This is a genomic window from Parvibaculum sp., from assembly GCF_039973015.1.
Taxonomy (GTDB): domain Bacteria; phylum Pseudomonadota; class Alphaproteobacteria; order Parvibaculales; family Parvibaculaceae; genus Parvibaculum.
Genome location: NZ_JBDWLT010000007.1, coordinates 37,716 through 60,644 on the forward strand (window position 1 = coordinate 37,716; position 22,929 = coordinate 60,644).

Annotated in this window: 21 protein-coding genes; 9 read left to right on the forward strand and 12 right to left on the reverse strand. The window is 57.4% G+C overall.

The annotated features are described in order from the left end of the window. Positions 1-60 precede the first annotated feature (60 nt). Positions 61-1,881, forward strand: a complete 1,821-nt coding sequence (locus ABJO61_RS04905) for an extracellular solute-binding protein (RefSeq protein WP_348323067.1) — start codon at positions 61-63, stop codon at positions 1,879-1,881. A 21-nt stretch (positions 1,882-1,902) separates the two neighbouring features. On the opposite strand, the gene ABJO61_RS04910 is transcribed toward ABJO61_RS04905, so the two are convergent. Both ABJO61_RS04910 and ABJO61_RS04915 read right to left on the reverse strand, forming a co-directional pair. Then, positions 1,903-2,661, reverse strand: a complete 759-nt coding sequence (locus tag ABJO61_RS04910; RefSeq protein ID WP_348323068.1) for a histidine phosphatase family protein — start codon at positions 2,659-2,661, stop codon at positions 1,903-1,905. Continuing rightward, on the reverse strand, positions 2,658-3,788 hold the full coding sequence (locus ABJO61_RS04915) for a CaiB/BaiF CoA-transferase family protein (RefSeq protein WP_348323069.1): 1,131 nt from the start codon (positions 3,786-3,788) through the stop codon (positions 2,658-2,660). Before ABJO61_RS04915 ends, ABJO61_RS04910 begins: the two co-directional genes overlap by 4 nt. A 158-nt stretch (positions 3,789-3,946) precedes the next feature. Between ABJO61_RS04915 and ABJO61_RS04920 the strand changes: the two genes are divergently transcribed. Next, entirely contained in the window at positions 3,947-5,503 is a 1,557-nt protein-coding gene (locus ABJO61_RS04920; RefSeq protein WP_348323070.1) for an AMP-binding protein, read from the forward strand. 1 nt (position 5,504) lies between these two features. On the opposite strand, the gene ABJO61_RS04925 is transcribed toward ABJO61_RS04920, so the two are convergent. The 4 genes from ABJO61_RS04925 to ABJO61_RS04940 form a co-directional block, all read right to left on the reverse strand. Then, entirely contained in the window at positions 5,505-5,702 is a 198-nt protein-coding gene (locus ABJO61_RS04925; RefSeq protein WP_348323071.1) for a hypothetical protein, read from the reverse strand. Positions 5,703-5,819: 117 nt separating this feature from the next. Next, positions 5,820-7,346, reverse strand: a complete 1,527-nt coding sequence (gene putP / locus ABJO61_RS04930) for a sodium/proline symporter PutP (RefSeq protein ID WP_348323072.1) — start codon at positions 7,344-7,346, stop codon at positions 5,820-5,822. 58 nt (positions 7,347-7,404) lie between these two features. Beyond that, a complete protein-coding gene (locus tag ABJO61_RS04935) occupies positions 7,405-7,683 on the reverse strand; it encodes a hypothetical protein (protein ID WP_348323073.1) in 279 nt (92 codons plus the stop codon). Between the two features lie 91 nt (positions 7,684-7,774). Further along, positions 7,775-8,554, reverse strand: coding sequence for an SDR family NAD(P)-dependent oxidoreductase (locus tag ABJO61_RS04940; protein ID WP_348323074.1), 780 nt, complete (start codon positions 8,552-8,554; stop codon positions 7,775-7,777). A 157-nt stretch (positions 8,555-8,711) separates the two neighbouring features. On the opposite strand from ABJO61_RS04940, the gene ABJO61_RS04945 reads away from it, so the two are divergent. Both ABJO61_RS04945 and ABJO61_RS04950 read left to right on the forward strand, forming a co-directional pair. Then, a complete protein-coding gene (locus tag ABJO61_RS04945; RefSeq protein WP_348323075.1) occupies positions 8,712-9,359 on the forward strand; it encodes a DsbA family oxidoreductase in 648 nt (215 codons plus the stop codon). A gap of 21 nt (positions 9,360-9,380) precedes the next feature. Next, positions 9,381-9,821 (forward strand): hypothetical protein, encoded by a 441-nt coding sequence (locus tag ABJO61_RS04950; protein WP_348323076.1) that lies wholly within the window; start codon positions 9,381-9,383, stop codon positions 9,819-9,821. Between the two features lie 44 nt (positions 9,822-9,865). Here ABJO61_RS04950 and ABJO61_RS04955 read toward each other — a convergent pair whose 3' ends face one another. The 3 genes from ABJO61_RS04955 to ABJO61_RS04965 all read right to left on the reverse strand — a co-directional run bounded on the left by ABJO61_RS04955 (position 9,866) and on the right by ABJO61_RS04965 (position 14,188). After that, the gene (locus ABJO61_RS04955; protein WP_348323077.1) at positions 9,866-10,294 is read right to left on the reverse strand and encodes a hypothetical protein; all 429 of its coding nucleotides are present in this window, start codon (positions 10,292-10,294) and stop codon (positions 9,866-9,868) included. Positions 10,295-10,369: 75 nt separating this feature from the next. Then, positions 10,370-13,879, reverse strand: coding sequence for a transcription-repair coupling factor (mfd, locus tag ABJO61_RS04960; protein WP_348323078.1), 3,510 nt, complete (start codon positions 13,877-13,879; stop codon positions 10,370-10,372). A 15-nt stretch (positions 13,880-13,894) separates the two neighbouring features. Beyond that, a complete protein-coding gene (locus ABJO61_RS04965) occupies positions 13,895-14,188 on the reverse strand; it encodes a succinate dehydrogenase assembly factor 2 (RefSeq protein WP_348323079.1) in 294 nt (97 codons plus the stop codon). Between the two features lie 94 nt (positions 14,189-14,282). On the opposite strand from ABJO61_RS04965, the gene recG reads away from it, so the two are divergent. Then, the gene (gene recG, locus ABJO61_RS04970; RefSeq protein ID WP_348323127.1) at positions 14,283-16,367 is read left to right on the forward strand and encodes an ATP-dependent DNA helicase RecG; all 2,085 of its coding nucleotides are present in this window, start codon (positions 14,283-14,285) and stop codon (positions 16,365-16,367) included. Here recG and ABJO61_RS04975 read toward each other — a convergent pair. Beyond that, entirely contained in the window at positions 16,359-17,093 is a 735-nt protein-coding gene (locus ABJO61_RS04975; protein ID WP_348323080.1) for a DUF502 domain-containing protein, read from the reverse strand. The two genes, recG and ABJO61_RS04975, sit on opposite strands and share 9 nt — an antisense overlap. A gap of 194 nt (positions 17,094-17,287) precedes the next feature. On the opposite strand from ABJO61_RS04975, the gene ABJO61_RS04980 reads away from it, so the two are divergent. From ABJO61_RS04980 to ABJO61_RS04995, 4 genes are all read left to right on the forward strand, one after another. After that, positions 17,288-18,322 carry a hypothetical protein gene (locus tag ABJO61_RS04980; RefSeq protein ID WP_348323081.1) on the forward strand — a complete coding sequence of 345 codons (1,035 nt, stop codon included), beginning with the start codon at positions 17,288-17,290 and terminating at the stop codon, positions 18,320-18,322. Position 18,323: 1 nt separating this feature from the next. Then, the gene (locus tag ABJO61_RS04985) at positions 18,324-19,340 is read left to right on the forward strand and encodes a phosphotransferase family protein (RefSeq protein WP_348323082.1); all 1,017 of its coding nucleotides are present in this window, start codon (positions 18,324-18,326) and stop codon (positions 19,338-19,340) included. 4 nt (positions 19,341-19,344) lie between these two features. Continuing rightward, entirely contained in the window at positions 19,345-19,728 is a 384-nt protein-coding gene (locus ABJO61_RS04990) for a DUF6285 domain-containing protein (RefSeq protein WP_348323083.1), read from the forward strand. 150 nt (positions 19,729-19,878) lie between these two features. Continuing rightward, positions 19,879-20,376, forward strand: coding sequence for a PAS domain-containing protein (locus ABJO61_RS04995; RefSeq protein WP_348323084.1), 498 nt, complete (start codon positions 19,879-19,881; stop codon positions 20,374-20,376). Here ABJO61_RS04995 and ABJO61_RS05000 read toward each other — a convergent pair. Then, positions 20,373-21,395: a hypothetical protein gene (locus ABJO61_RS05000; RefSeq protein WP_348323085.1), complete on the reverse strand. Its 1,023-nt coding sequence runs from the start codon at positions 21,393-21,395 to the stop codon at positions 20,373-20,375. The genes ABJO61_RS04995 and ABJO61_RS05000 overlap by 4 nt on opposite strands. A gap of 20 nt (positions 21,396-21,415) precedes the next feature. Then, positions 21,416-22,924 (reverse strand): MBOAT family protein, encoded by a 1,509-nt coding sequence (locus tag ABJO61_RS05005; protein ID WP_348323086.1) that lies wholly within the window; start codon positions 22,922-22,924, stop codon positions 21,416-21,418. Positions 22,925-22,929 lie beyond the last annotated feature (5 nt).

Sequence of the window (22,929 nt, forward strand, 5' to 3'; positions counted from 1 at the left end):
ATCTGCTTAACTCAGTGTGCCTCAACCAAATCGGCCGAGACCCATGAGACAAAAAATCCAATGAATTTTCTCTCCCGCCAGGTTCGTAGGCAGTTGCTCGGGCAGGCGTTAACGGTTGTCGTACTGGCTATACTGCCAGGCTTCAGCATTTTGTCCGCCAGCGCCGCCGATCATGCGATTGCTATGCACGGCGATCCGCTCTACCCGCCGGATTTCAAGCATTTCGACTATGTGAACCCAAACGCGCCGAAGGGCGGTTCCATCGTTTTCGGGTCGACCGGATCTTTCGACAGCTTCAATCCATTTATCGTGCGCGGAACCGCGGCTATCGGGTTGCGCGAGCATGTTTTCGAGAGTCTCCTGGCACGCGGCTATGATGAACCCTTCACGCTTTATGGGTTGCTGGCGGAAAAGGTCGAGATGCCTGACGACAGAAGCTCCATCACATTCACGCTCAACCTGGCCGCACGGTTTTCCGATGGCGCGCCGGTGACAGTCGAAGACGTGATCTATTCCCTCGAAACATTGAGGGACAAAGGACGGCCCAACTACAAGACCTACTATTCCAAGGTTTCGAAGATCGAGGCACTGGGACGCCGTGAGATACGTCTATCTTTCAACGCCGAGGGAGATCGCGAAATTCCGCTCATCTTGGGTTTGATGCCAATCATCCCGAAGCATGTTTATGAGAAGCGCGACTTCAGCGCAGCGGGATTTGAAACGCCTGTCGGAAGTGGCCCCTATGTAGTCGAGAAAGCAGAACCAGGGGCGAGCATTACCTATCGGCGGAACCACGAATATTGGGGGGCATCGCTGCCTGTAAATGTCGGGCAGAACAATATCGACCGGTTGACTTACGAATATTTCCGGGACGCCAATGCTTCTTTCGAAGCTTTCAAAACCGGTATCTATCACGCCCGGCCAGAGGACGATCCCGGCCGCTGGACCACAGGATACGATTTTCCCGCCCTTCGAGACGGAAAGGTCCGTAAGGCGACGTTCGAGAGCGGCATGCCGTCGGGCATGTATGCGCTTGTCTTCAATACGCGCAAGCCGGTCTTCTCCGATCGCCGTGTACGCGAGGCTCTGATCCAGGTTCTAAACTTCGCCTGGGTGAACAAGAATCTCTACTACGGCACTTATGTTCGAACACAGAGCTTTTTTGACAATTCCGAACTCGGCTCGCATGACCGTCCGGCCGGTCCGGGAGAGCGTGAGCTTCTGGCGCCGTTTCCCGGCGCAGTGACGCCGGAGATCATGGCACATGGCTGGCAGGCCCCCGAGGGCGATCCCTCGGGGCAGGACCGTGAAAATCGCGCCCGCGCCATCGCGCTTCTCCGCGATGCAGGATTTGAAATCCTCCACGGGGTAATGACCAACAAAAAAACGGGCCGCCCTCTCGCATTCGAAATTCTGGTCGCAACGCCCGCGGAAGAGCGCCTCGCCCTCACCTATTCCCGCATGGTGAAACGCATCGGCATTGATGCCATCGTACGCAATGTCGACCCGAGTCAATACCAGGAGCGGCGCAACACCTACCAATACGACACTATCTTCAATAGCTGGTTCTCATCGCTTTCTCCGGGCAACGAGCAGAGCTTCTACTGGGGATCGGAAGCAGCGGATGTTCCGGGGACACGCAACTATATGGGGGTCAAGGATCCCGCTGTAGATGCGATGATCGCGGCCATGCTTGAAGCCCGTACACGCAAGGATTTCATTGCGGCAGTGCGCGCGATGGACCGCGTTCTCTTGTCCGGTGCATACATGATCCCGCTTTTCCACCGGCCGGACCAGTGGATCGCGCTCTGGCAAAAGGTCAAAACGCCAGAGAAGATATCTCTCTACGGATATCGCAGCAGCACATGGTGGGTGGAGTAGTACCAGGCAAAAGCCAGAGGCTTAGCGCGGCTCGATGGCGAAAATGGATTCAAGGCTCGTCATGTTCATGCCGTGCTTCACGTAATTATATGGCGTGACATTGACTGATTTTATAAGCGCCCGCTCGATTTCCGTACCCATTCGGCCATCCGCCGCAGGCACCATATCGAAATCGATCACGTTGATGCAGGCGGGATCCTGTTCGAAGGCGCGGACGGCGCCGAGCGCTCGCTCCACGGAACAGCCGGTTGCCGCCCAGCCGAGGAGAAGCCGGTTGATACCTTCATGTGCCGCAACCAGCATGGTATGCCAGCCGGGATCGCCAAGAAGCCGTTCTATCGCAGAGACCGAGCGCCGGAGCGCTTCTGCAAAGACCTCACCGCCATCGAGCATTGTGGCACCCGCACTACCCGCCATATCGAAATGATATGCCATGCGTGCCGCAAGTTCTGCCCGGCTATTTGCCTGACCGAAAGATCCCCCGTGAATCTCGACCAGCTCTTCCACCACTTCAAGAGTTGGCGTCTTGCCTTCTTGCGCGGCAAGAACATATTCGGCCGTTTGCCATGTACGAGGGACGCCGGAGCAGATAGCCCGATCCAGCGGGACATGACTGAGCGCCTGCCCGGCCGCTTTCGCTTGCTCTTGCCCGAGCGGTGTCAGGGGGACGACTTTCGTATCGCCCCCCGCTGCTCTGATCTCAGGTCCGAAATAGTCGACATGGCCGTGACGCATCAGATAGATGCGCCGCCGGCCGGTCGTGCCGGGAAGTGCGGTCAAATCGCTTCAGCCTTCTTCAGGCCGTCGACATCGCCGTCCGAGAAGCCCCAATCCTTGAGAGCGCTTTCGGTGTGCTGGCCAACTTCAGGTGCCGGGCCCTGGATTTTCGAGACAGTGCGCGAGAAACGCGGCGCGATGTTCGGCTGTGCGACGCCATCGATCTCGACGATAGTCTCTCGAGCCTTGTTATGCGGATGGTTGATTGCCTCCTTGATGGAGAGCACCGGCGCGAAACAGATGTCCGTACCTTCCATAATTTTGCACCACTCGTTGCGCGTCTTCGTCTTGAAGACCTCTTCGATCTTCTTCTTCATTTCGGGCCACTGGTCACGGTCCATCTGCGCGTCCCAATAGCTGTCGGTAAGGCCGGCCTTCTCGCGAAGGATCGCGTAGAACTGCGGTTCAATGGAGCCGATGGAAATCCACTGACCATCTTTTGTCTCGTAGGTGTCGTAGAAATGCGCACCGCCATCGAGCATGTTCGTACCATGCGGCTCCTGCCACATGCCGGATGCCGTGAAACCATAGAACATGGCCATGAGCGAGGTCGCGCCATCCGTCATCGCGGCATCGACGACCTGTCCCTGACCGCTCCGTTGGGCTTCAACGAGGGCCGCAAGCATGCCCATGGCGAGGTAGAGCGCACCACCACCGAAATCACCAACAAGGTTCAGGGGCGGAACTGGCTTTTCGCCCGGGCGGCCGATCGCGTGAAGAGCGCCGGTGAGCGAGATGTAATTGATGTCGTGGCCTGCAGCGCTGGCCAGGGGCCCCGTCTGCCCCCAGCCCGTCATGCGTCCGTATACGAGCTTCGGATTGCGCTTCAAACAGACATCCGGTCCAAGGCCAAGCCGCTCCATAACGCCGGGGCGAAAGCCTTCCTGAAGAATGTCGGCTTTTTCGATGAGTTTGAGACAGGCTTCGACCGATTCCGGCTTCTTGAGGTCGAGCGCGACCGAGCGGCGGCCACGCGAGCCGATGTCGTATTTGGAGCCGCCACGGCCGCCCTTGCGATCGATGCGGATAATGTCGGCGCCCATGTCCGAAAGCAGCATGGCGCAAAACGGACCCGGACCGATGCCTGCAAATTCGACGATCTTGATACCGCTAAGGGGTCCGCTTCCCATCTTTTTGCTCCCGTATATGTCAGCCATTGCATGGCGTTGCTGTTCGTTGGCAGATTTGTACAGGCTGGCGGCTGGCGCGTAAACGCAGTTGGGGAAGCTCCCGATCTGACGCAGCGTCGCGCTTGCGTCGGGGAGAGGCGCCTCGTAAAAAGCCGGACATGGCCATACCAGCTCCCTCCATCGCCCGGGGATATTTCGGCGAAAAGTGCCCCGAAAATTTCAACATCGCTCGCTATTGTCTGGCGCGCGGGGCCACCTCCACGCCGGATAAAACCGCATTGATCGTGGTTGCCGATGTCGAGGCGCCGCTGACGCAGGCTGAATGCTGGACCTATGGCGAGCTGGACGAAGCAGTGCGCCGCGTCGCTGCCGGGTTATTGGCCGAGGGGTTGCGTCCCGGCGAGCGGGTAATGATCCGTATGCCGAATACATCGGACTACGCCTTGATGTTCTTCGGAGCGCTGGCAGCGGGAATCGTCCCCCTGCCCTCGTCCTCGCAACTCACACCCTCCGAAGCCGATTTCCTGCTGTCGGACTCGGCTTCAAGTGCTATTGCCCTGGCTCCTGGCATGAGCATGACCGCAAGCAACATACGCACCTTCGACGCCGATACCGTGTCGAGGCTCAGACAACACGAGCCGCTCGACGGCTATGCAACAACACTGGCCAACGACCCGGCGTTCCTTGTCTACACCTCCGGCACAAGTGGTCGGCCCAAGGGCGTCCTCCATGCACATCGAAGCGCCTGGGGACGCAGGCCCATGTATTGCGGCTGGTATGGCATGGATGAAAGCGATGTCATGCTGCATGCCGGTGCATTCAACTGGACCTATACGCTGGGCGTTGGTCTTACCGACCCTTGGGCAAATGGAGCGACGACCGTCCTCTACAATGGCGAGAAGGATGTCCAAGTCTGGCCAAAGCTGATGGAGAAGACGGGAGCTACACTCTTTGCCGCTGTACCGACGCTCTATCGCCAGATACTCAAATATTGCGATCTTACCGCGCACGATCTTTCCGCGCTGCGCCATGGGCTGACGGCGGGCGAAGCCCTTTCGCCTGCGCTTCTCGCTCATTGGCGAGAAGCAACGGGCAAGGAGCTTTATGAGGCACTCGGGATGAGCGAATGCTCGACATACGTCTCGACCGGACCGGGCATGGAAATCCGGGAAGGCAGTCCCGGTAAACCGCAACTAGGTCGATGTGTAGCCGCCCTGCCAGTGGATGGGGGCGAAGAGCCTCTTCATGCCGGTGAGACGGGCTTGCTCGCCGTACATCGCTCTGACCCCGGCTTGATGCTCGGCTATTGGCGGAGGCCCGATGAGGAAGCGGAGGTCTATCGGGGCGAATGGTTTGTCGGCGGCGATCTGGCGAGCTTCGATGCCGATGGATACATGTGGTATCAGGGCCGGGCCGACGATCTGATGAATGCAATGGGGTACCGGGTCTCACCGCAGGAAGTGGAAGCCGCACTCGCAGGACATCCCGACATTCAGGAAGTGGCTGTAACGGAAATCCACGTTCGGACCGATGTTAGCATCATCGCGGCTTTTGTCGTACCGACCGAAGCGAGCGAACCCGATGCGGCATTCATCATGAAATGGGCAGAGGAAAGGCTCGCGGCTTACAAATGCCCGCGCGAAGTGATTTTCGTAGAAAGCCTGCCGCGCACAGCGAACGGAAAAGTGATGCGCCGCGCGCTCTCTTCGATCTAATTCAGCGCTCGTCATACGACGTATGGGTATCCCCCGGCAGCGAAGCTGCCTTTGCATCCGGCGTCGCCTCGTCCACGAAACTCACCTCCACCTGGCGGACGCGATCAATCAGCGCCACCGTCGCAGAGACGGGGTTCGCATTGAGTGCCCAGACGCAGATGAAAAAGCCGGAAACCGCACCGACCAGAAAGTTGGACATGATCGCCCGGGGCCTCCTCGCCCCCTGAAGCTGCACCGAATCACGAACAACAGCCTGCGGTCGAAAAAGGTAAAAAACAAGTAAATTCAATGACTTGTGCCATATCGAGACGGTCGCTCAAACATTTTCAACGCGTCGATGCGTCTCAATGATGGCTTCGTCCGGCATCCTGCCCAGTAGGCTGACAAGCATAATCGCCGCGCTCGCCAGGATGAATCCGGGCAATATTTCATACACTTCGAAAAGCCCGCCCGAGAGTTGCTTCCAGACAATCACGGTGACAGCACCGGTGAGCATGCCGGCGAGTGCGCCATCGCGAGTCATTCGGAACCAGAAGAGAGAGAAGACAACCACTGGCCCGAAGGCTGCACCAAAGCCGGCCCAGGCATATGCCACCAGCGAAAGGACGGTGCTGTCCCGATCGAGCGCAAGGACGAAGGCTACGAGTGAAATCGCGACGACGGAAAATCGCCCCACCCTCAATAGCTCTTTCGCTTCTGCCTCGGGACGCAATAGACGCTTCCAGAAGTCTTCCGCAATGACGCTCGATGAGACGAGGAGCTGCGACGAGACGGTACTCATGATCGCGGCAAGAACGGCCGCTAGCAGAATACTCGCGAGCCAGGGGCTGAAGAGTGCTTGCGATAGAGCGAGGAAGACTGTCTCCGGATTGTCGAGGGGCGCGCTTGCAAAATAGCCGATGCCCGCAATGCCGGTTGCCACGGCGCCATAAAGGGCAAGCACCATCCATGTCATCCCAATCATCTGCGCCTCGGGCATGTCGCGCGGATGGCGAATGGCCATGAAGCGCGCGAGAATATGCGGTTGGCCGAAATAGCCCAGCCCCCAGGCCATAAGAGAGAACGCACCGGCAATTGTCGTATCGTGGAAGGCATCGAAGGTGCCCGGTGGCGCGCCCGGCACCGTGACGGAGAGGGTGGCGTCCCAACCGCCCATCGACGAGATTGCAATGGCGGGCACGATGAGCAGTGCGAGCAACATCATGATCCCCTGCACCGTGTCGGTCCAGCAGACGCCGAGAAAGCCACCTATGGCTGTGTAGGAGAGAATACTTGCTGCGCCGATGATGAGCGCCCAATGGTAATCGAGCGAGAAGACCTGCTCGAAGAGGATAGCCCCGGAGACGAGACCGGCGGAAGTGTAGATCGTAAAAAAGATCAGAATCACGAAGGCGCTGGTGACACGCAGCACGCGGCTTGTATCAGCAAAGCGGTTCTCGAAGTAATCGGGCATGGTAAGCGCATCGCCAACAATCTCTGTATAGCAGCGAAGGCGACGCGCAACGAAGCGCCAGTTAATCAGCGCACCGGCGACAAGGCCCACAGCAATCCATATCTGGTTGAGACCGGAAACGTAGATTGCACCGGGCAGTCCCAGCATCAGCCAGCCGCTCATATCAGAGGCCCCGGCGGAAAGCGCAGTAACGGCACCGCCTAGTTGCCGGCCACCGAGAATGTAATCCTTGAGATTGGAAGTATAGCGATAGGCAACCGCACCGAGGCCGAGCATGGCAACGAGGTAAACGGCAATAATACTTCCCGCTACCGCGCTCATCGCGAGGCCCTGATCCAGGAAATAGCTGAGAGAAAGATGGCGCAGGCAGGCAAGGTCAACATGACCCACGTAGCTAGCTCCAAACCGCCAATAGTCAGTTCACCAATCATGTTTCCCCTTGCGAGGCCTACATGACAGACGGCCCGCCGCTACGACTTAGCCAGTAGCCGAAAGAATTGGCAACCCCGTCATCGGGGCGCGGACTGACCGATGTTTGCGGAATCGGTCGAGCGCCATACTGACCCTTGTGGCCGTGGCGCGCGTCCACGCGATATTCCTGCTCGATTTGATCGTGAGCAATGGCGAGCTTGTGGCTGAAACCGAAGACAGCCTCTCCCGGATCCAGGCCATAGGTCCAGACGCATGACAAAAACCCGAGAATGAATCCGCCTAACAGTTTTCCCACGACGGCTCCTCATGGCTGCAAAGGGCACCCCATATGAGAAATTATGCGTGATTATACTTAACAAAAGATTAGGGATGTCTTCGGCAAAGCATCAGAGCGATTGCCCGTCATCGACAGTAAAAAGAGACCCGGTGATAAAACGGCCATGATCCGAAGAAAGGAGAAGCAGCGTTCCGTCTAGATCCTCTTCAACACCGAGACGCCGACGCGGCCAGGTCTTGATCTGCCTTTGTCCGCCGTCGGACTGAAACCACTCGGAGTTGAGCTCCGTTTCTATGAACCCCGGACACATCGCGTTCACGTTGATCTGGTGACGGGCCCATTCCTTGCCAAGCGATTTCGTCATCATCGCGACAGCAGCCTTGGTCATGCAGTAAATGGTGAGGCCCGGCAATACGGTATGAGCACCGATAGACGCAATGTTGATTATCCGCCCGCCCTGCCCCCGGGCGATCATCGACCGACCGGCCGCCTGCGCCATGAAGAAGGCGCCGCGCACATTGGTATCGAACATCGTGTCGAACCCGTCCGGCGTCACATCTGCCGGGAGTGCTTGTACGTTCATACCTGCATTGTTGACGAGAATATCAAGCGGCCCGAGCGTGCGCTCGGTTCCGGCCACGCAATCCGAAATACTTTGTGTATCGGTAACATCAAGTGCAATTGCGGCGGACCTGCCTCCCAGAGCCTCGATTTCCTTTTTGAGCGTTTCGAGGCGCTCGATGCGCCGCCCCGTAATGGCGACGCTGGCGCCGGCTTTTGCCAAAATCAGAGAAAAACGGCGGCCCAGCCCGCTAGTGGCTCCGGTAACAAGGGCGACCTTGCCCGAAAGGTCATAGCTCGGCATCCCGATTTCCGTTGCGTCGGCCATCTGAAATCCACCCTTCCTATCCTGCTGATTCTACGCATATTTTTTTGACTGCGGCATCCTAGAAGCCGAGCCCTCGTCGTCAAGCGGATGTCCGGCTTGCCTGCCGCTGTTAGGCACCCCAGAATTACAGGAACGATATTTGGGAAGGAGAGCCGCAATGCAACTCGACGTCGTTTCCGACACGGTTTGCCCTTGGTGCTACATCGGCAAGAAGCGCCTGGATCAGGCCCTTGCCCTGCACGGCAGAGAAGGTATCACCCTTGTTTGGCGGCCTTTCCAACTCGACGCCTCGATCCCCGAGGGAGGGGTCGACCGCAAAACCTACATGGAAAAGAAGTTTGGTTCAGAGCGCGCCAAGTCGGTCGGCAATACCATCCGCGAGTTCGGCGAAGCCGTCGGCATCGATTTCCGTTTCGACAAGATCGAGCGCTCACCGAACACACTCGATAGCCATCGCCTGATCCGCTGGGCCGGCACAGCAGGATGCCAGAACGAAATGGTGGATATTCTCTTCCGTCGCTACTTCGAGGATGGCGATGACATCGGCTCGCACGACATTTTGATCGACGCCGCGAACGAAGCCGGAATGGATACCGACATCGTCGCCGATCTGCTGATGAAGGACGCGGACAAGGAACTGATCGGTCAGGAAGATGCGCTCGCCCGGCAGATGGGCATTCAAGGTGTGCCGAGTTTTGTCGTGAATTCGCAATGGGTGATGGTCGGGGCGCAGGAACCTGAAACACTCGTAAAGATGTTCAAAAAGCTGCTGGCGAAGGAAGCCGAGGAGCATGCCGCAAGTTAGCGGTTACTTGGGGGAACTGATTTGTCCAATCTTTCACAGCCCGGCAGGCTGCTGATTTTGCTTGGCATGATCTTATTCATGCTTGGCCTGTTGACCGGCTTTGTCTCTGGTACTTTCGCCAACCCCCGAATGGGTATTTCCGCCCATCTCGAGGGCTTGATGAACGGCACCTTTCTCGCGGTACTCGGACTTTTCTGGCATCACCTTTCTCTATCGCGCACCGCTTCCTCTGTCGCTTTCTGGATGGTCGTCTATGCCGCGTTTGCCAACTGGCTCGGTGTGCTGCTTGGCGGCTTCTGGGGCGCCGGCGCTTCTATGATGCCAATCGCGGCAAAGGGGCTGACAGGCAACAGCATACAGGAAGGCATTATTGCCTTCCTGCTGATCACGATTTCTATCGCAATGGTGATTGGCGTCGCGATGATCATCCGGGGTTTGTGGCGCCCGAAGCTCCGAGAATGACTTTCCCTTGCCTGGCGCCCCGAAGCCTTGTCCTATTCCAAGGACTATTTTTTTGAGGGAAGCAGTTCAGGCTCTTTCTTCGGTGGCTTCGTATAGAACGCCTGATCGCGCATTTCGGCAGGTATCTCACAGTTCTTGTCGGATTGCATTTCGTGCACGGCTTGGAACTTGCCCTTAAGCAGCGCAAATTCCTCTTCCCGGTTCTTTGTGAATGCCGTACCAACAATGAGCGGCATTGAAACGAGAAGGAACCCCGCCATGAAGGCGGCATCCATCTCGGCATTCTCTTCCTGGAGGTCACCAATCGTTTTTGCTTCGGCAATGATGGCTTGTCGCTCCTTGTCAAGATCTTCACATGAGTAGTCTGAATATGCCGTCGGGCTCACATAACTGCTTCGAATCTCGCTGGTGCTCGGTGTGCACCCCGCGAGAGCAAAGCTCAGAATGCTTGCCATGATAAATTGGCGTTTCATTTGTTTCCCCCAGTTTTAAAAACCCGGGGATTATGATTACTTGAGATTGTTCGACAAGACGAAAACAGCATGAGGTCACGCCGCTTTATCTTGCGCCGCAATTTTCGCGAGCGTGGTCATCAGGCGATGTGTACCGGCTAGCCGTTCTTCCGGCGTTTCCCAATCGCGCTTGAAGACAAGCTTGTGATCGGGCCGCAACTTCGCATTGCCCCGTTCGTCATTGATAAGCTCGACGAGTGCACCCGGGTTAGGGAACGTGTTTTCTCGCAATGTGAGGACGATGCCCTTCGGTCCGGCCTCGATCTTCTCGACATTCGCCGTGCGGCAGAGCCCCTTGATCTCAACGATCTTGAGCAGGAACTCAACTTCCTGGGGTAGCTTGCCGAAGCGGTCGATGAGCTCGGCCGCAAAACCGTCAATCTCAGGCCGAGTCTCGACATCCGAAAGGCGGCGGTAAAGCGACATGCGTGCGTCGAGATCGGGCACATAATTTTCAGGAATGAGGACCGGTGTGCCGACATTGATCTGCGGTGACCAATGGCCATCTTCCCCATCCCCGATGCCACGCATCGAAGCAACGGCTTCTTCCAACATCTCCTGATAAAGCTCGTAGCCCACTTCACGGATATGCCCCGATTGCTCGTCGCCGAGAAGATTACCCGCCCCACGAATATCGAGATCGTGACTGGCAAGCGAGAAGCCCGCACCGAGTGAGTCGAGCGATTGTAAAACGCGGAGGCGGCGCTCTGCTCCCGGCGTCAACGTGCGGTGTTGAGGGACTGTAAGATAGGCGTAGGCGCGGGCCTTGGAACGCCCTACCCGGCCGCGCAACTGGTAGAGCTGAGAAAGACCGAACATGTCCGCGCGGTGAACGACAAGCGTATTGGCGGTCGGAATGTCGAGCCCGGATTCAACAATGGTTGTGGAAACGAGAACATCGAACTTGCCGTCATAGAAGGCGGTCATCTTGTCTTCGATCTCGCTCGCGGGCATCTGACCATGCGCAGAAATAAACTTTACCTCCGGCACATACTGGCGAAGAAACTCTTCCGCATCGGCAAGGTCGGCGATACGGGGCACGACATAGAAACTTTGTCCGCCACGATAGTGTTCGCGAAGAAGTGCCTCGCGGACAACCACAGAATCGAAAGGCGAAACATAAGTCCTCACAGCAAGCCGGTCGACCGGCGGCGTCGCGATGAGCGAAAGTTCGCGCACCCCCGAGAGTGCAAGCTGCAGCGTACGTGGAATGGGCGTTGCAGTTAGGGTCAGCACATGCACTTCCGCGCGGAACTTCTTTAGCTGCTCCTTGTGAACGACTCCGAAATGTTGCTCTTCATCGACGATAACGAGACCGAGATTGCGGAACTTGATTTGTTTGCCGAGCAGCGCATGCGTACCGATCACGATGTCGATATCGCCACTCGCAAGACCTTCCCTCGTCTCCGCCATATCCTTGGAGCTGACCAGCCGCGACAATTGCCTGACCTTGACAGGAAGGCCGTTGAAACGTTCCGAGAAGGTTTTGAAGTGCTGTCGCGCAAGAAGCGTTGTCGGTACAATCACCGCAACCTGATAACCGGCCATCGCCGCCACAAACGCTGTGCGCAAGGCAACTTCCGTTTTTCCGAAACCGACATCGCCACAGACAAGCCTGTCCATCGGGCGGCCGCGGGCGAGGTCTTCCAGCACGGATTCGATAGCTTGGAGCTGGTCGTCCGTCTCGGTGAACGGGAACCGGGCACAGAACTCGTCATAGGAACCGGGTTGCGGCTCGATTTTCGGCGCGGTCTTCAGTTCGCGGGCAGCGGCGATGCGTATGAGTTCGCCAGCCATCTCCCGGATGCGCTCCTTGAGACGAGCCTTGCGCGCCTGCCAGCCGGTCCCCCCAAGCCTGTCGAGCTGGGCATCGCTCTCATCGGCACCGTAACGCGAAAGAAGTTCGATGTTCTCGACAGGCAGGTAAAGCTTGTCATTGCCTTGATAGATGAGCAGCAGGCAATCATGCGGCGCACCCATGACATCGATCGACTGCAATCTTTCAAATCGGCCAATGCCATGATCGACATGCACGACGAGATCGCCGGGGCTGAGACTTGCGGCTTCCGTCAGGAAGTTTTCCGCTCGCTTCTTCCTGCGCTGACGGATCAGCCTGTCGCCAAGAACATCCTGTTCGCTGATGACGGCGAGTTCGTCGGTCTCGAACCCGGCCTCCAAACCGAGAACAATTAGTGAAACTGTGTTTTTGTTAACACCGTTAACTTCGCTCCAACTATCGGCAATGAGAACATTCCCGATACTGTGGTCCGCGAGAACATGCTGAAGACGGTCGCGCGACCCTTCACTCCAGCTTGCTAAAACAACGCGTTTGTTCGCGCGGCGCAAGCCCGCAATATGTCCTCCAAGCACCTCGAAGATGTTGACACCTTCTTGAGAGCGTTCGGGAGCAAAACTGCGGCCATGCTTTCCGTCAAGGTTTGTACCCGCACCTTCCGGCAGACTGAACGGCGTGAACGCACGAACGGTCCTCGCACCCGTCAGCACTCCCCACTCCTCATTCGTAAGGTAGAGAGAATCAGGCGGCAGCGGCTTGTAGCTCGGCGCATTGGCTGCAAGCTTCGCGTCGCGAACCGTCTTGCGCGCCTCGGCCCGCGCATCGTAATAGTCCCGGATCAGTTCGATACGAGCTTCGCGTGCTTCCTCTGCCTGCGCGTCGAGAGTAAGAAGCCCACCGGGCACATAGTCGAAGATTGTTTCGAGCTTTTCGTGAAAGAGTGGCAGCCAATGCTCCATACCGGCATGCTTGCGGCCTTCGCTTACTGCCTCATAAACCGGATCGCCATCGGTGACCGCACCGAGCTGTGAGACATAAGCCGCTCGAAACCTGCGGATAGATTCCTGATCGAGATGGAATTCGCTTGCAGGTACAAGCTCAAGTCCGGTGAGCTGCCCGACGGTTCGTTGCGTCGCCGCATCGAATGTGCGGATCGCGTCCAGCGTGTCGCCGAACATGTCGAGCCGGACTGGCAATTCGAAGCCGGAAGGATAAATATCGACAATACCCCCGCGAACGGCAAACTCGCCCGGTTCGCGTACTGTTCCCGTGCGGTTATAACCATTGGCTGCAAGATAGGCAGTGAGGTTATCGAGGTCGATTCTGTTACCGACCCGCGCGGACCACGCTGATGTTTTCACCATGTCGCGCGCAGGAACCCGCTGCAGCATGGCGTTGACCGTGGCGACAACAATCAGCGGTTTCTCACCCTGACCTTCAGCCCGCATCGCAAGGCGTGACAGCGCTGCCATGCGCCGGGCGCTCACATCAGCATGCGGCGAGACGCGGTCATAAGGCAGACAGTCCCAGGCAGGAATCGTCTCGATTTCGACATCCGGCGCGAAAAACGAAACCGCTTCGGCAAGCGCGTTCATGCGGGCGTCGTCCCGCGCAACGTGGAGAACGGCAGACCCCGAATCCGCATCGACATGCCGAGCCATATCGGCAAGTACGAGCGCATCAAACCCCTCCGGCACCTCGCCTAACGCAAGACGGCCCGGTGCCGATACGATTTCCGCAAGATTCTTCAAACGAGTTGCGCCCGGCTATCTCTGCCAGAGCGGCCCCTTCATATGTTGAAATGTTCGAATACGGGCCAGAAGCGCCGTATCGTGTTGGGAGGGCACGTTTTCGCGCCCGGTGACCCAGTTGTAAAGCGTCGTATCCTCAACCTCGATCAAACTCTCGAATTGGTCGACCTCAGCCTCCGAAAGGGTTTCCAGCGCCTCATCCGCAAAATGGCCCAGTATCAGGTCCATCTCCTTGATACCCCGGTGCCAGGCGCGGAACCGGAGCCTCCTGAGGCGCGCCTCACGGTCAATCGGGCTAGTTTCCGCCATTTCTCTCTCCTTTGCGCATGAGCGGGATATAGACCCTGAGCGCCCACATGTCATTAGAATGGCCCCATGATTCCTCCATGTGATCGGCGTGGCGATGCGGCCTGAAATCCTCTTTCCCCTGTTTGCCCCGGCACGCTCATTGCCGGGCATAGGTCCGCGTCTTGAAAAGCTTGTGGAGAAGCTTGCCGGACCCAAAATCATCGATCTGCTTTGGCATCTTCCGTCGGGGCTGATCGACCGGCGCAGCCGTCCGAAAATCGCAGAAATCCGCGACGGTGAGATTGCCACCATTGAGGCGACCGTGGGGCTGCATATTCCCCCGCGTACAAAACGGCTTCCCTACCGGGTCCATGTTTTCGACGAGACGGGGGAGATGCAGATAGTCTTCTTCAACCCGCGGTCGGACTACATCGCGAAGACCATGCCGGAAGGCGAACGGCGTATTCTCTCTGGCCGGGTCGAATTTTATCAGGGCGGTCCGCAGATGACCCATCCCGACCATATTGTGCCCATAGACGGGCTGCAGGATCTACCGCTGCTGGAACCCGTATACCCTCTGACAGCGGGTCTTCCCCTGAAGTCGATCCAGAAGGCCATGAAAGGCGCCTTGCCGCTCATTCCCGATCTTCCGGAATGGCAGAATGGACCTTGGCTCAAGGCACAAGACTGGACGTCCTGGAGCGCCTCACTCACCAACGCACACGAACCGCAAACGGCAAAGGACGTAGAGCCTTCCGCTTCAGCACGGGCGAGGCTCGCTTATGACGAGTTGCTGGCCAACCAACTCGCCCTTGGGCTTGTCCGGCTACGCATGAAAAAATTGCCGGGGCGGACGATCGTCGGGACAAGCAAGCTCCGCATAAAGATCGAGGACGCCCTTCCCTTCGCCCTCACCGGCGCGCAAATCCGTTCACTCGCCGAAATAGACGCCGACATGAAAAGTCCGCATCGCATGCTCCGGCTCCTGCAGGGCGATGTCGGCAGCGGGAAGACCGTGGTCGCACTATTCGCTATGCTGAATGCAGTCGAGGCGGGTTTCCAGGCAGCCATGATGGCGCCGACCGAAATTCTTGCACGGCAACACTTTGCGACACTCGCACCGCTCTGCGAAACGGCCGGTGTCACTATTGAGTTGTTGACTGGCCGGGAAAAAGGTAGGCGACGAGAAGAAATCCTGGCCGGTGTGGCGAGCGGTGAGACAAAAATTATTGTCGGCACCCACGCACTCTTTCAGGAAGATGTCGTCTTCCATGCGTTAGCACTTGCGGTGGTCGATGAACAGCACCGGTTTGGCGTCCACCAACGGCTGATGTTGACCTCAAAGGGCGGTCCGGGAACGGATGTGCTGGTAATGACAGCAACGCCCATACCACGCACACTGACGCTGACCGCCTATGGCGATATGGACGTGTCGAAGCTTGACGAAAAACCGCCGGGGCGAAAGCCTGTTGACACTCGCGCCTTGCCACTCGACAGGCTGGAAGAAGTGGCCGCAAGCCTTGATCGCGCTCTAGCTAAAGACGCCCAAGTCTATTGGGTGTGCCCGCTTGTCGAGGAATCGGATGAAGTGGATGCGGCTGCGGCAGAACAACGCTACGAACATCTGCGCTCCATCTTCGGTACGAAAGTGGGTCTCGTTCACGGGCGCATGAAAGCAGCGGACAAAGACGCCGTTATGGCGCACTTCCAGAAGGGAGAAATCAGGGTACTGGTCGCCACGACAGTCATCGAAGTGGGCGTCAACGTCCCCACGGCGACCGTGATGGTTATCGAACATGCGGAGCGCTTTGGCCTCGCGCAACTACATCAGCTTCGCGGGCGCGTTGGCCGAGGTGGAGACAGGTCGAGTTGCCTTCTCCTTTATCACGCACCGCTGGGCGAAACGGCCGCTGCCCGCATCAAGATCATGCGGGAAACCGAAGATGGCTTCAGAATCGCCGAAGAAGACCTCCGTCTGCGCGGTGCAGGCGAACTGCTCGGCACACGCCAGAGCGGGCTTCCCGCATTCCGCATAGCCGATCTGGAGGAACAGAAAGAGCTCCTCGCCGCAGCACATGACGACGCGCGTATGATTATCGACCGCGATCCAGAGCTGGAAAGCGAGCGCGGGAGGGCCCTGCGCGTCCTGCTCTACCTCTTCGAACGTGACGAAGCGATCCGCTATCTTCGGTCAGGCTGAGCCGGGGTTGGAGATCGGCACAGCTTCGGCGGCCTCCGGCGACGTCCTCCGCGGCGGCTCCACCAGACCTGCTGAGATAATCAGCTTTGCGCCCTCCTCGATCGACATGTCGAGGATTTTCAGATCTTCCCTCGGCACGAAGAGCAGAAAGCCGGAAGTCGGGTTTGGTGTCGTTGGTAGAAAAACACTGACAAGTTCTGAGCCGGCCTTGTCGACGATTTCCCCCTTGGTCTGCGTCGTAACGAAGACGATGCAATAAAGCCCCTTCCGGGGATACTCGATGAGCCCAACCTCCCGGAACGACGCCGCCGACTGGGAGATGACGGTCTCGAATATCTGCTTAAGAGCGCCATAAATGCTTCGGACGACTGGCATGCGCGCGACCAGACGCTCGCCGAAATTTAATACAGCACGGCCAAAAAAATTAGCCGTCAGCGCACCAAGTAGCGTCAGCAGCACAAAGGCAATGAGCAGCCCGAGCCCGGGAATATCGAATGGCAGATAGTTGTCCGGCTGATACTGCCGGGGGATAAGCGGCGTGAACCAAGTATCGATGAGATCAATGAACCAGCGCACAAGCCAGATCGTGAGGCCAATAGGAGCGGCGACGACCAGGCCCGTCAAAAAATAGTTCCTGATGCGCGTCATGAAGCCGGTGTGCTTGCCCGGCAGAATCAACGGAGGTTCACCCCCGGGGGCGGGATTATTACTGTCCTGCTGGTTCATTCGGCCCGCCGCATCCTCTCTGGGTTCCACCGGACGCCGCGTTGACGCCGGGGCGCGCTGGCCTCCAGCCCGCCCTGTTTCTTCTTAGCATCGCAGGGCTTCCCTGTCAGGCGCATGCGTTTCATCATGGCCAGACAGATTTTGCTCAGGGCCCTCGAGAAGCCCGTCAAAACGACATTCAGGGAGAGATTGGCATGGCCACAGTACCGCCCGGAACGAAAGTCCGGCTTCTGCCGGAAGACGAGTATACGCACACTCCAGATGCTGCCTTGAATTATAACGAGAGCATGTATTTCAACATGTTTGACCCTGCCGCCAAGACCGGCGGATGGTTCCGTCTCGGCAACCGTCCGAATGAAGGCTATGCTGAAATGTCGGTCTGCCTTTACCTGCCGGATGGCCGCGTCGCATTCACCTACGCCAAACCCAAGATTTCGGACAACAAGGCAATGAACGCCGGCGGCATGAAGATCGATGTAATCGAACCCTTCAAACGACTTCGCTTGACCTTTTCCGGCAAGGCCGTCGTTCTCAAAAACCCGTTTGATATGGCGGACCCCGCAAAGGCCTTCAAGGAAAACCCTGTCGTCCCGTGCGAAGTCGAGCTCGACTATGAAGGCGTCTCTCCGATGTTTGGCGGCGAGACGGTGAAGGAAGATGGCTCACCGCTCGACCTCGATCCCGAAAAGTCCTTCGCGAAGGCGCACTACGAACAGCACATGGCCGCCAAAGGGCGCTTCAAGATCGGTGAGGAAAACTTTGAGGTGAATGGCTTCGGCCTCCGCGACAAGAGCTGGGGGCCACGTTACTGGCAATCCATCCACTGGTACCGCTGGCTACCTATGAATTTCGGCCGTGATTTCGGCATGATGATTTCCATCGTCACGAACGACGAAGGCCAGCAACGTCAGGGCGGTATGGTCCTGAAAGACGGGAAATACGACCTCATAAAATCCTGCACCATCGACAGCGACTGGGACAAAAACTGGTACCAGACCGCGCTTCGAGCGCATGTGGAAACGGAAAGCGGCGCGATCTACGACGTCGACGGCAAGGTACTCTCGCTCATTCCGCTACGAAATCGACGTCAATCACCAGATGGAACGGAACTGAACACCCGCATTACCGAGGGCATGACGGAATACCGCTGCAACGGCATGACCGGGTATGGTCTTTCCGAATACCTCGATCAGATCGTGGACGGCCAACCGGTCGGTGCGGGGAACTGATATGGCGGCCGAGACCAATCCGATCGAGGGACCGCTTGCTGACGCGGTAAAAAGCCATATCCCGGGTGCAACGGGAATTGCCGATTTGCAGCGCCTCTCCGGGGGGGCCAGTCAGGAAATCTGGTCCTTCGATGCGACAACCGAAGCGGGAGCGATACCCCTCATCCTGCGCCGGGCGCCTGGCGGTTTCCGCGACAACGGCCGTTCCGGGACGGCTGTTGCGCTCGAGACCGAAGCAAAGCTCATCAGCCTTGCTGAAGAAGTAGGCGTACCCGTGCCGCCTGTTCGCTATGTGCTGACAGAAGACGATGGCATCGGTCAGGGCTTCATCATGGACCGCGTACCGGGTGAGACGCTGGCGCGAAAAATTCTTCGAGACAAAGAGTTTGCCGCCGCTCGCCCGAAGCTGGCACGTCAATGCGGTGAGGTGCTGGCAAAACTGCACACGGTCGAGAAGGCGAAACTGCCCTCGCTGAGGATTGCGACCGGTCGCGATGAAGTCGAACAGTATTTCAAGACCTACAAGGAGCTCGATTTTCCGCACCCTGTTTTCGAACTTGCCTTCCGCTGGCTAAAGGACAATGCCCCGCCGAACGAAACGGAACTCACACTCGTCCATGGGGATTTCCGGAATGGCAATCTAATGATCGGAGCGGATGGCCTTCGCGCCGTTCTCGATTGGGAAATCGCCCATGTTGGCGACCCGATGGCCGACCTCTCCTGGATATGCATCAACCCATGGCGCTTTGGTAATATCGACATGCCCGTAGGTGGTTTCGGCACACGTGAAGATCTTTTTGCAGGCTATGAAGCAGCGGGTGGCGGCAAGGTCGATCCAGCACGTGTCAAGTTTTGGGAAGTTCTTGGGACGCTCAAATGGGGAGTGATGTGCATGGGCATGGCGTCAGCCTTCCTGCAGGGAGACCGTTCGGTTGAACGCGCGACTATCGGGCGCCGTTCTTCCGAAACGGAAGTCGACCTGCTGCGCCTTCTCGCACCTCTGACAAGCAAGGACTAAACCAATGCAGGATCAACCATCAGCCGTCGAGCTTATCGAGGCCGTGACCGAATTCATCCGAAATCACGCCATGCCTCAGTTGCAAGGACACACGGCCTTTCATGCACGCGTAGCCGCCAATGCACTCGATATCGTGAAGCGCGAACTGGAAGTAGGCCCTGCGGCGAACGCCGGAGAGGCTGCTCGTCTCAAGGCCCTGCTCGGAACGGAAGGTTCGCTGGACGAACTCAACCGGGAGCTTTGCAGAAGGATCGAAGCTGGCGAAATTGGCCTCGACACCCCTGCCCTCGAAGAACATCTCTGGCAAACCACGCTGACCAAGCTCGCTATCGATCAGCCGAATTATTCAGGCTATCGCCGGGCCTTGGAGGAAAGCGGTAAAGCTTGAAGATTTTTCGCTCCACCCTCGGACAGCCTTTCCTAAGCCAATGAAAACAGTAGTTTTTCGGCAGCAAGGATACGTTTTAGTAAGCACTGCACCGCACAATCTGAATGCCGGGCCATCCCCGGAGTTCAGTTGCGTATCGGGAAACCGCCAGTGCCGTACCACGAGATCGATATAGAGGGCGTTCCTGAGCGTCACCCGGTGAACGCCTTTCACAGCCACTGGGCCACCTTGGCGCCCAATGATCGCCTACCGCTGCGCAGCCAGATCAATCCCGCGGAAATTGCAGGCACCCTTCCCTGGATGCTTGTACTTGAGGTCTTGCGCTACCGCAAAGAACCTGAGTTCCGTTATCGTCTCGCTGGGACGGGCTGCACGGAACTTTTCGGCGTGGACTATACCGGCAAGATGCTTGGGGAGAATCTCACACCGGAAGGTGCCGAAATCCGACGGAAAGAATTCGCGCGCGTGGCGAACACACTGGAGCCGGTCTTCTCCACGACGAGCCTTCCGATCAAGACAAAGGATTTCATCACCGTGCATCGCGGTGTCTTTCCCGTATCTCTCCACGGGGATACTGCAGACCAGATGTTTGTGATCGTCGCACCAAAGTCAACGGAATGCGCTATGCGGTCTCCGCTCTCCAGCTAGCCTTCCAGACCCGCTTTCAATTCAGCTTCATACCGCTTCAAGCGCTCCGAATAAATGCGGCGCATTTCCGCGGCGTCGACATTCTTGAGGTCGAGAGAGTCGACCGTCCCGCCCTCCAGAAGATGACCCGCGATGGCCGCATTCGCCGCTTCCGAATAATGCGTTCCATCATATGTATTGCCTGTATCGACTGTCATGGCTGATGGAACGCTGTAGTCCTGAAAGTAATCGAATTTCCCGGAAGCCAGATGTATCGCTGTAACATATTCGTCGAGCCACCCCTTCTCGTCGTATGACTTGATCGCCCATGCCGAAATGGGCGGCGCGTATCCAACGAATTCCGCTTCGGGGAAAACCTCCCGCATCTCATCATAGAGCGCTACACGTTGAGTTCCGGTGAAACGGCTCGCGAAGATATCGCGAATGGGCTTTATCGGCTTGTAAGCAGGCGCCCCGGGGGCGACATGACAAAGAAATTCACGGTCATAAATACGATCAAGCGGTGATCGCCCGAATAATGTCTGCCACGACATGGAGACCACGTCGAAAGAGAGATAGGCGATATACGGCAGTTTCGGAGCATCGCCTTCGCGAATGAAGTCGGGGATATCCGTCCCGCCTATGCGTTCACGAAAAGCCGTTGCCGGCACACCGATAATGACAAGTCGTGGATCGAAACCGTGGTTCCGCAGGTAATAGGCATAGGCAACCGCCTCAGCGGCCTTACCTGCTGAAAAGGCAAAGTTAAAGCATGTGTGGTCTTTGATCTTGTCCTCCGGCAACAGCGTCGTGCGACTGTCGCCGAAAATGACGCAGTCATAGTCACCCTGGCGGGAAAGGAAGAGGTTCATCTTGCTGAGCCGCTCATTGAAAGCGTAATTCACTTTCCCCGCCTTGTTTCCACCGAAATACCAGAGCGGATCGACCACAGCATTGAAAGCGAAAATGACAAGCGCACAGGCTATGACCGTAGCGGTCAGCGTCGCGAGATAGGCCGGTGCATATTTGCTCATCGTCATTGGCTGGACCTGGAAAATGGTCAGAACTGGAAATAGAGAAATTCACTGACCCGCTGAAGGCTAAGAAATGCTGCGGCGGTCGCCAGGCCAACGGCAATGGCGACCGGCATGCTGGGGCGCCAGAGAAACAGCCGCTGAAATCGCGTATGATCCACTGGCAGCAAAAGCGGATCCTTGCGCCGGTCAGCCCATTTATAATTGAAGGCCGGCCGCACCATCGCAAGCCATTGCTGCGTGTTCGGCCAGAACCAGACAATGCCCATCCAGAAAACAAGCCAGCCGATATCCTCGGCAAGGCGCGCCGGGGTCCCGAAATCGGGTACCGCAACAAGTCCGCGATAGATCGCCATCGCCGCGTCGAGATCGGCTGCGCGGAACAGAACCCAGGCAAGCGCAACGCACAGAAAAGTAAGTGTGCGAGCAACGCCTTTAGACCACCAGGTGTTTATCCGCCGGATGGGCAGTGCGCTCCAGCCATGATTGACGATCAGCATAAGACCGTGCGCCGCGCCCCAAAGCATGAAGGTCCATGCAGGTCCGTGCCAGAGCCCGCCCAACGCCATTGTGATGAAGAGATTGAGATAGCGCCGGATCTTGCCACGCCGGTTTCCCCCCAACGAAATGTAGAGGTAGTCGCGCAGGAATCGCGAAAGGGTCATATGCCAGCGCCGCCAGAAGTCGCTGATATTCAGCGCCTGGTACGGCGAATGGAAATTGAGTGGCAGTTTTATGCCGAAGATACGCGCGGCCCCGATCGCCATGTCCGAATAACCGGAGAAGTCGAAGTAAAGTTGGAAGGTATAAGCAAGCATCCCTTCCCAGGCCTGGGCGAAGCCGATATCCCCGCCATTGGCTGCCTGCGCGAAAACCGGCGTTGCAACGAGCGCGACATTGTCCGCCAGCACAACCTTCTTGAAGAGGCCAACGAAGAATATCGTAAGGCCAATCATCAAGTTCATGCGATCGAAGGCAAAGCCGCGCTTAAGCTTTGTTTGCGAGAATATCTCTTTGTGATGGACGATCGGTCCCGCAATGAGCTGCGGGAAAAACATCACGAAAAAACAATATTCGAGGAACGAATGCGGCTCGACGTCTCCACGCCTCGCATCCACCAGATAGGCGATCTTCTGGAAGGTGAAGAAGGAAATCGCTAGCGGCAGAATGATGTGCTGCAATTGGAAGTCTGTATCGAGAACGCTATTTGAGGTTCCGATCAGGAAGTCGGTGTATTTGAAGTAGCCCAGCGATGCGAGATCGACGGTAACACCGAATGCCGTCAAGTATGTCGCCCAGCCTCCCCCTGGCTTCAGCCGTTCCGTGAGGATTGCCTTGGCCATCAGGAAGTTGAAGACCGCAAGTCCTATCAGCAGCGGTAGATAAACGGGGTTCCACCAGCCATAGAAGAACAGCGAGGCAAGAACGAGGAAGCCGAGACTGGCCTCACGGCCGAACTTCGCCCGGATGGCGAAACACAACAGCGCGGTCAGCGGCAGAAAGCCAAAAAGGAATACGGGTGAGTTAAACAGCAATTGGT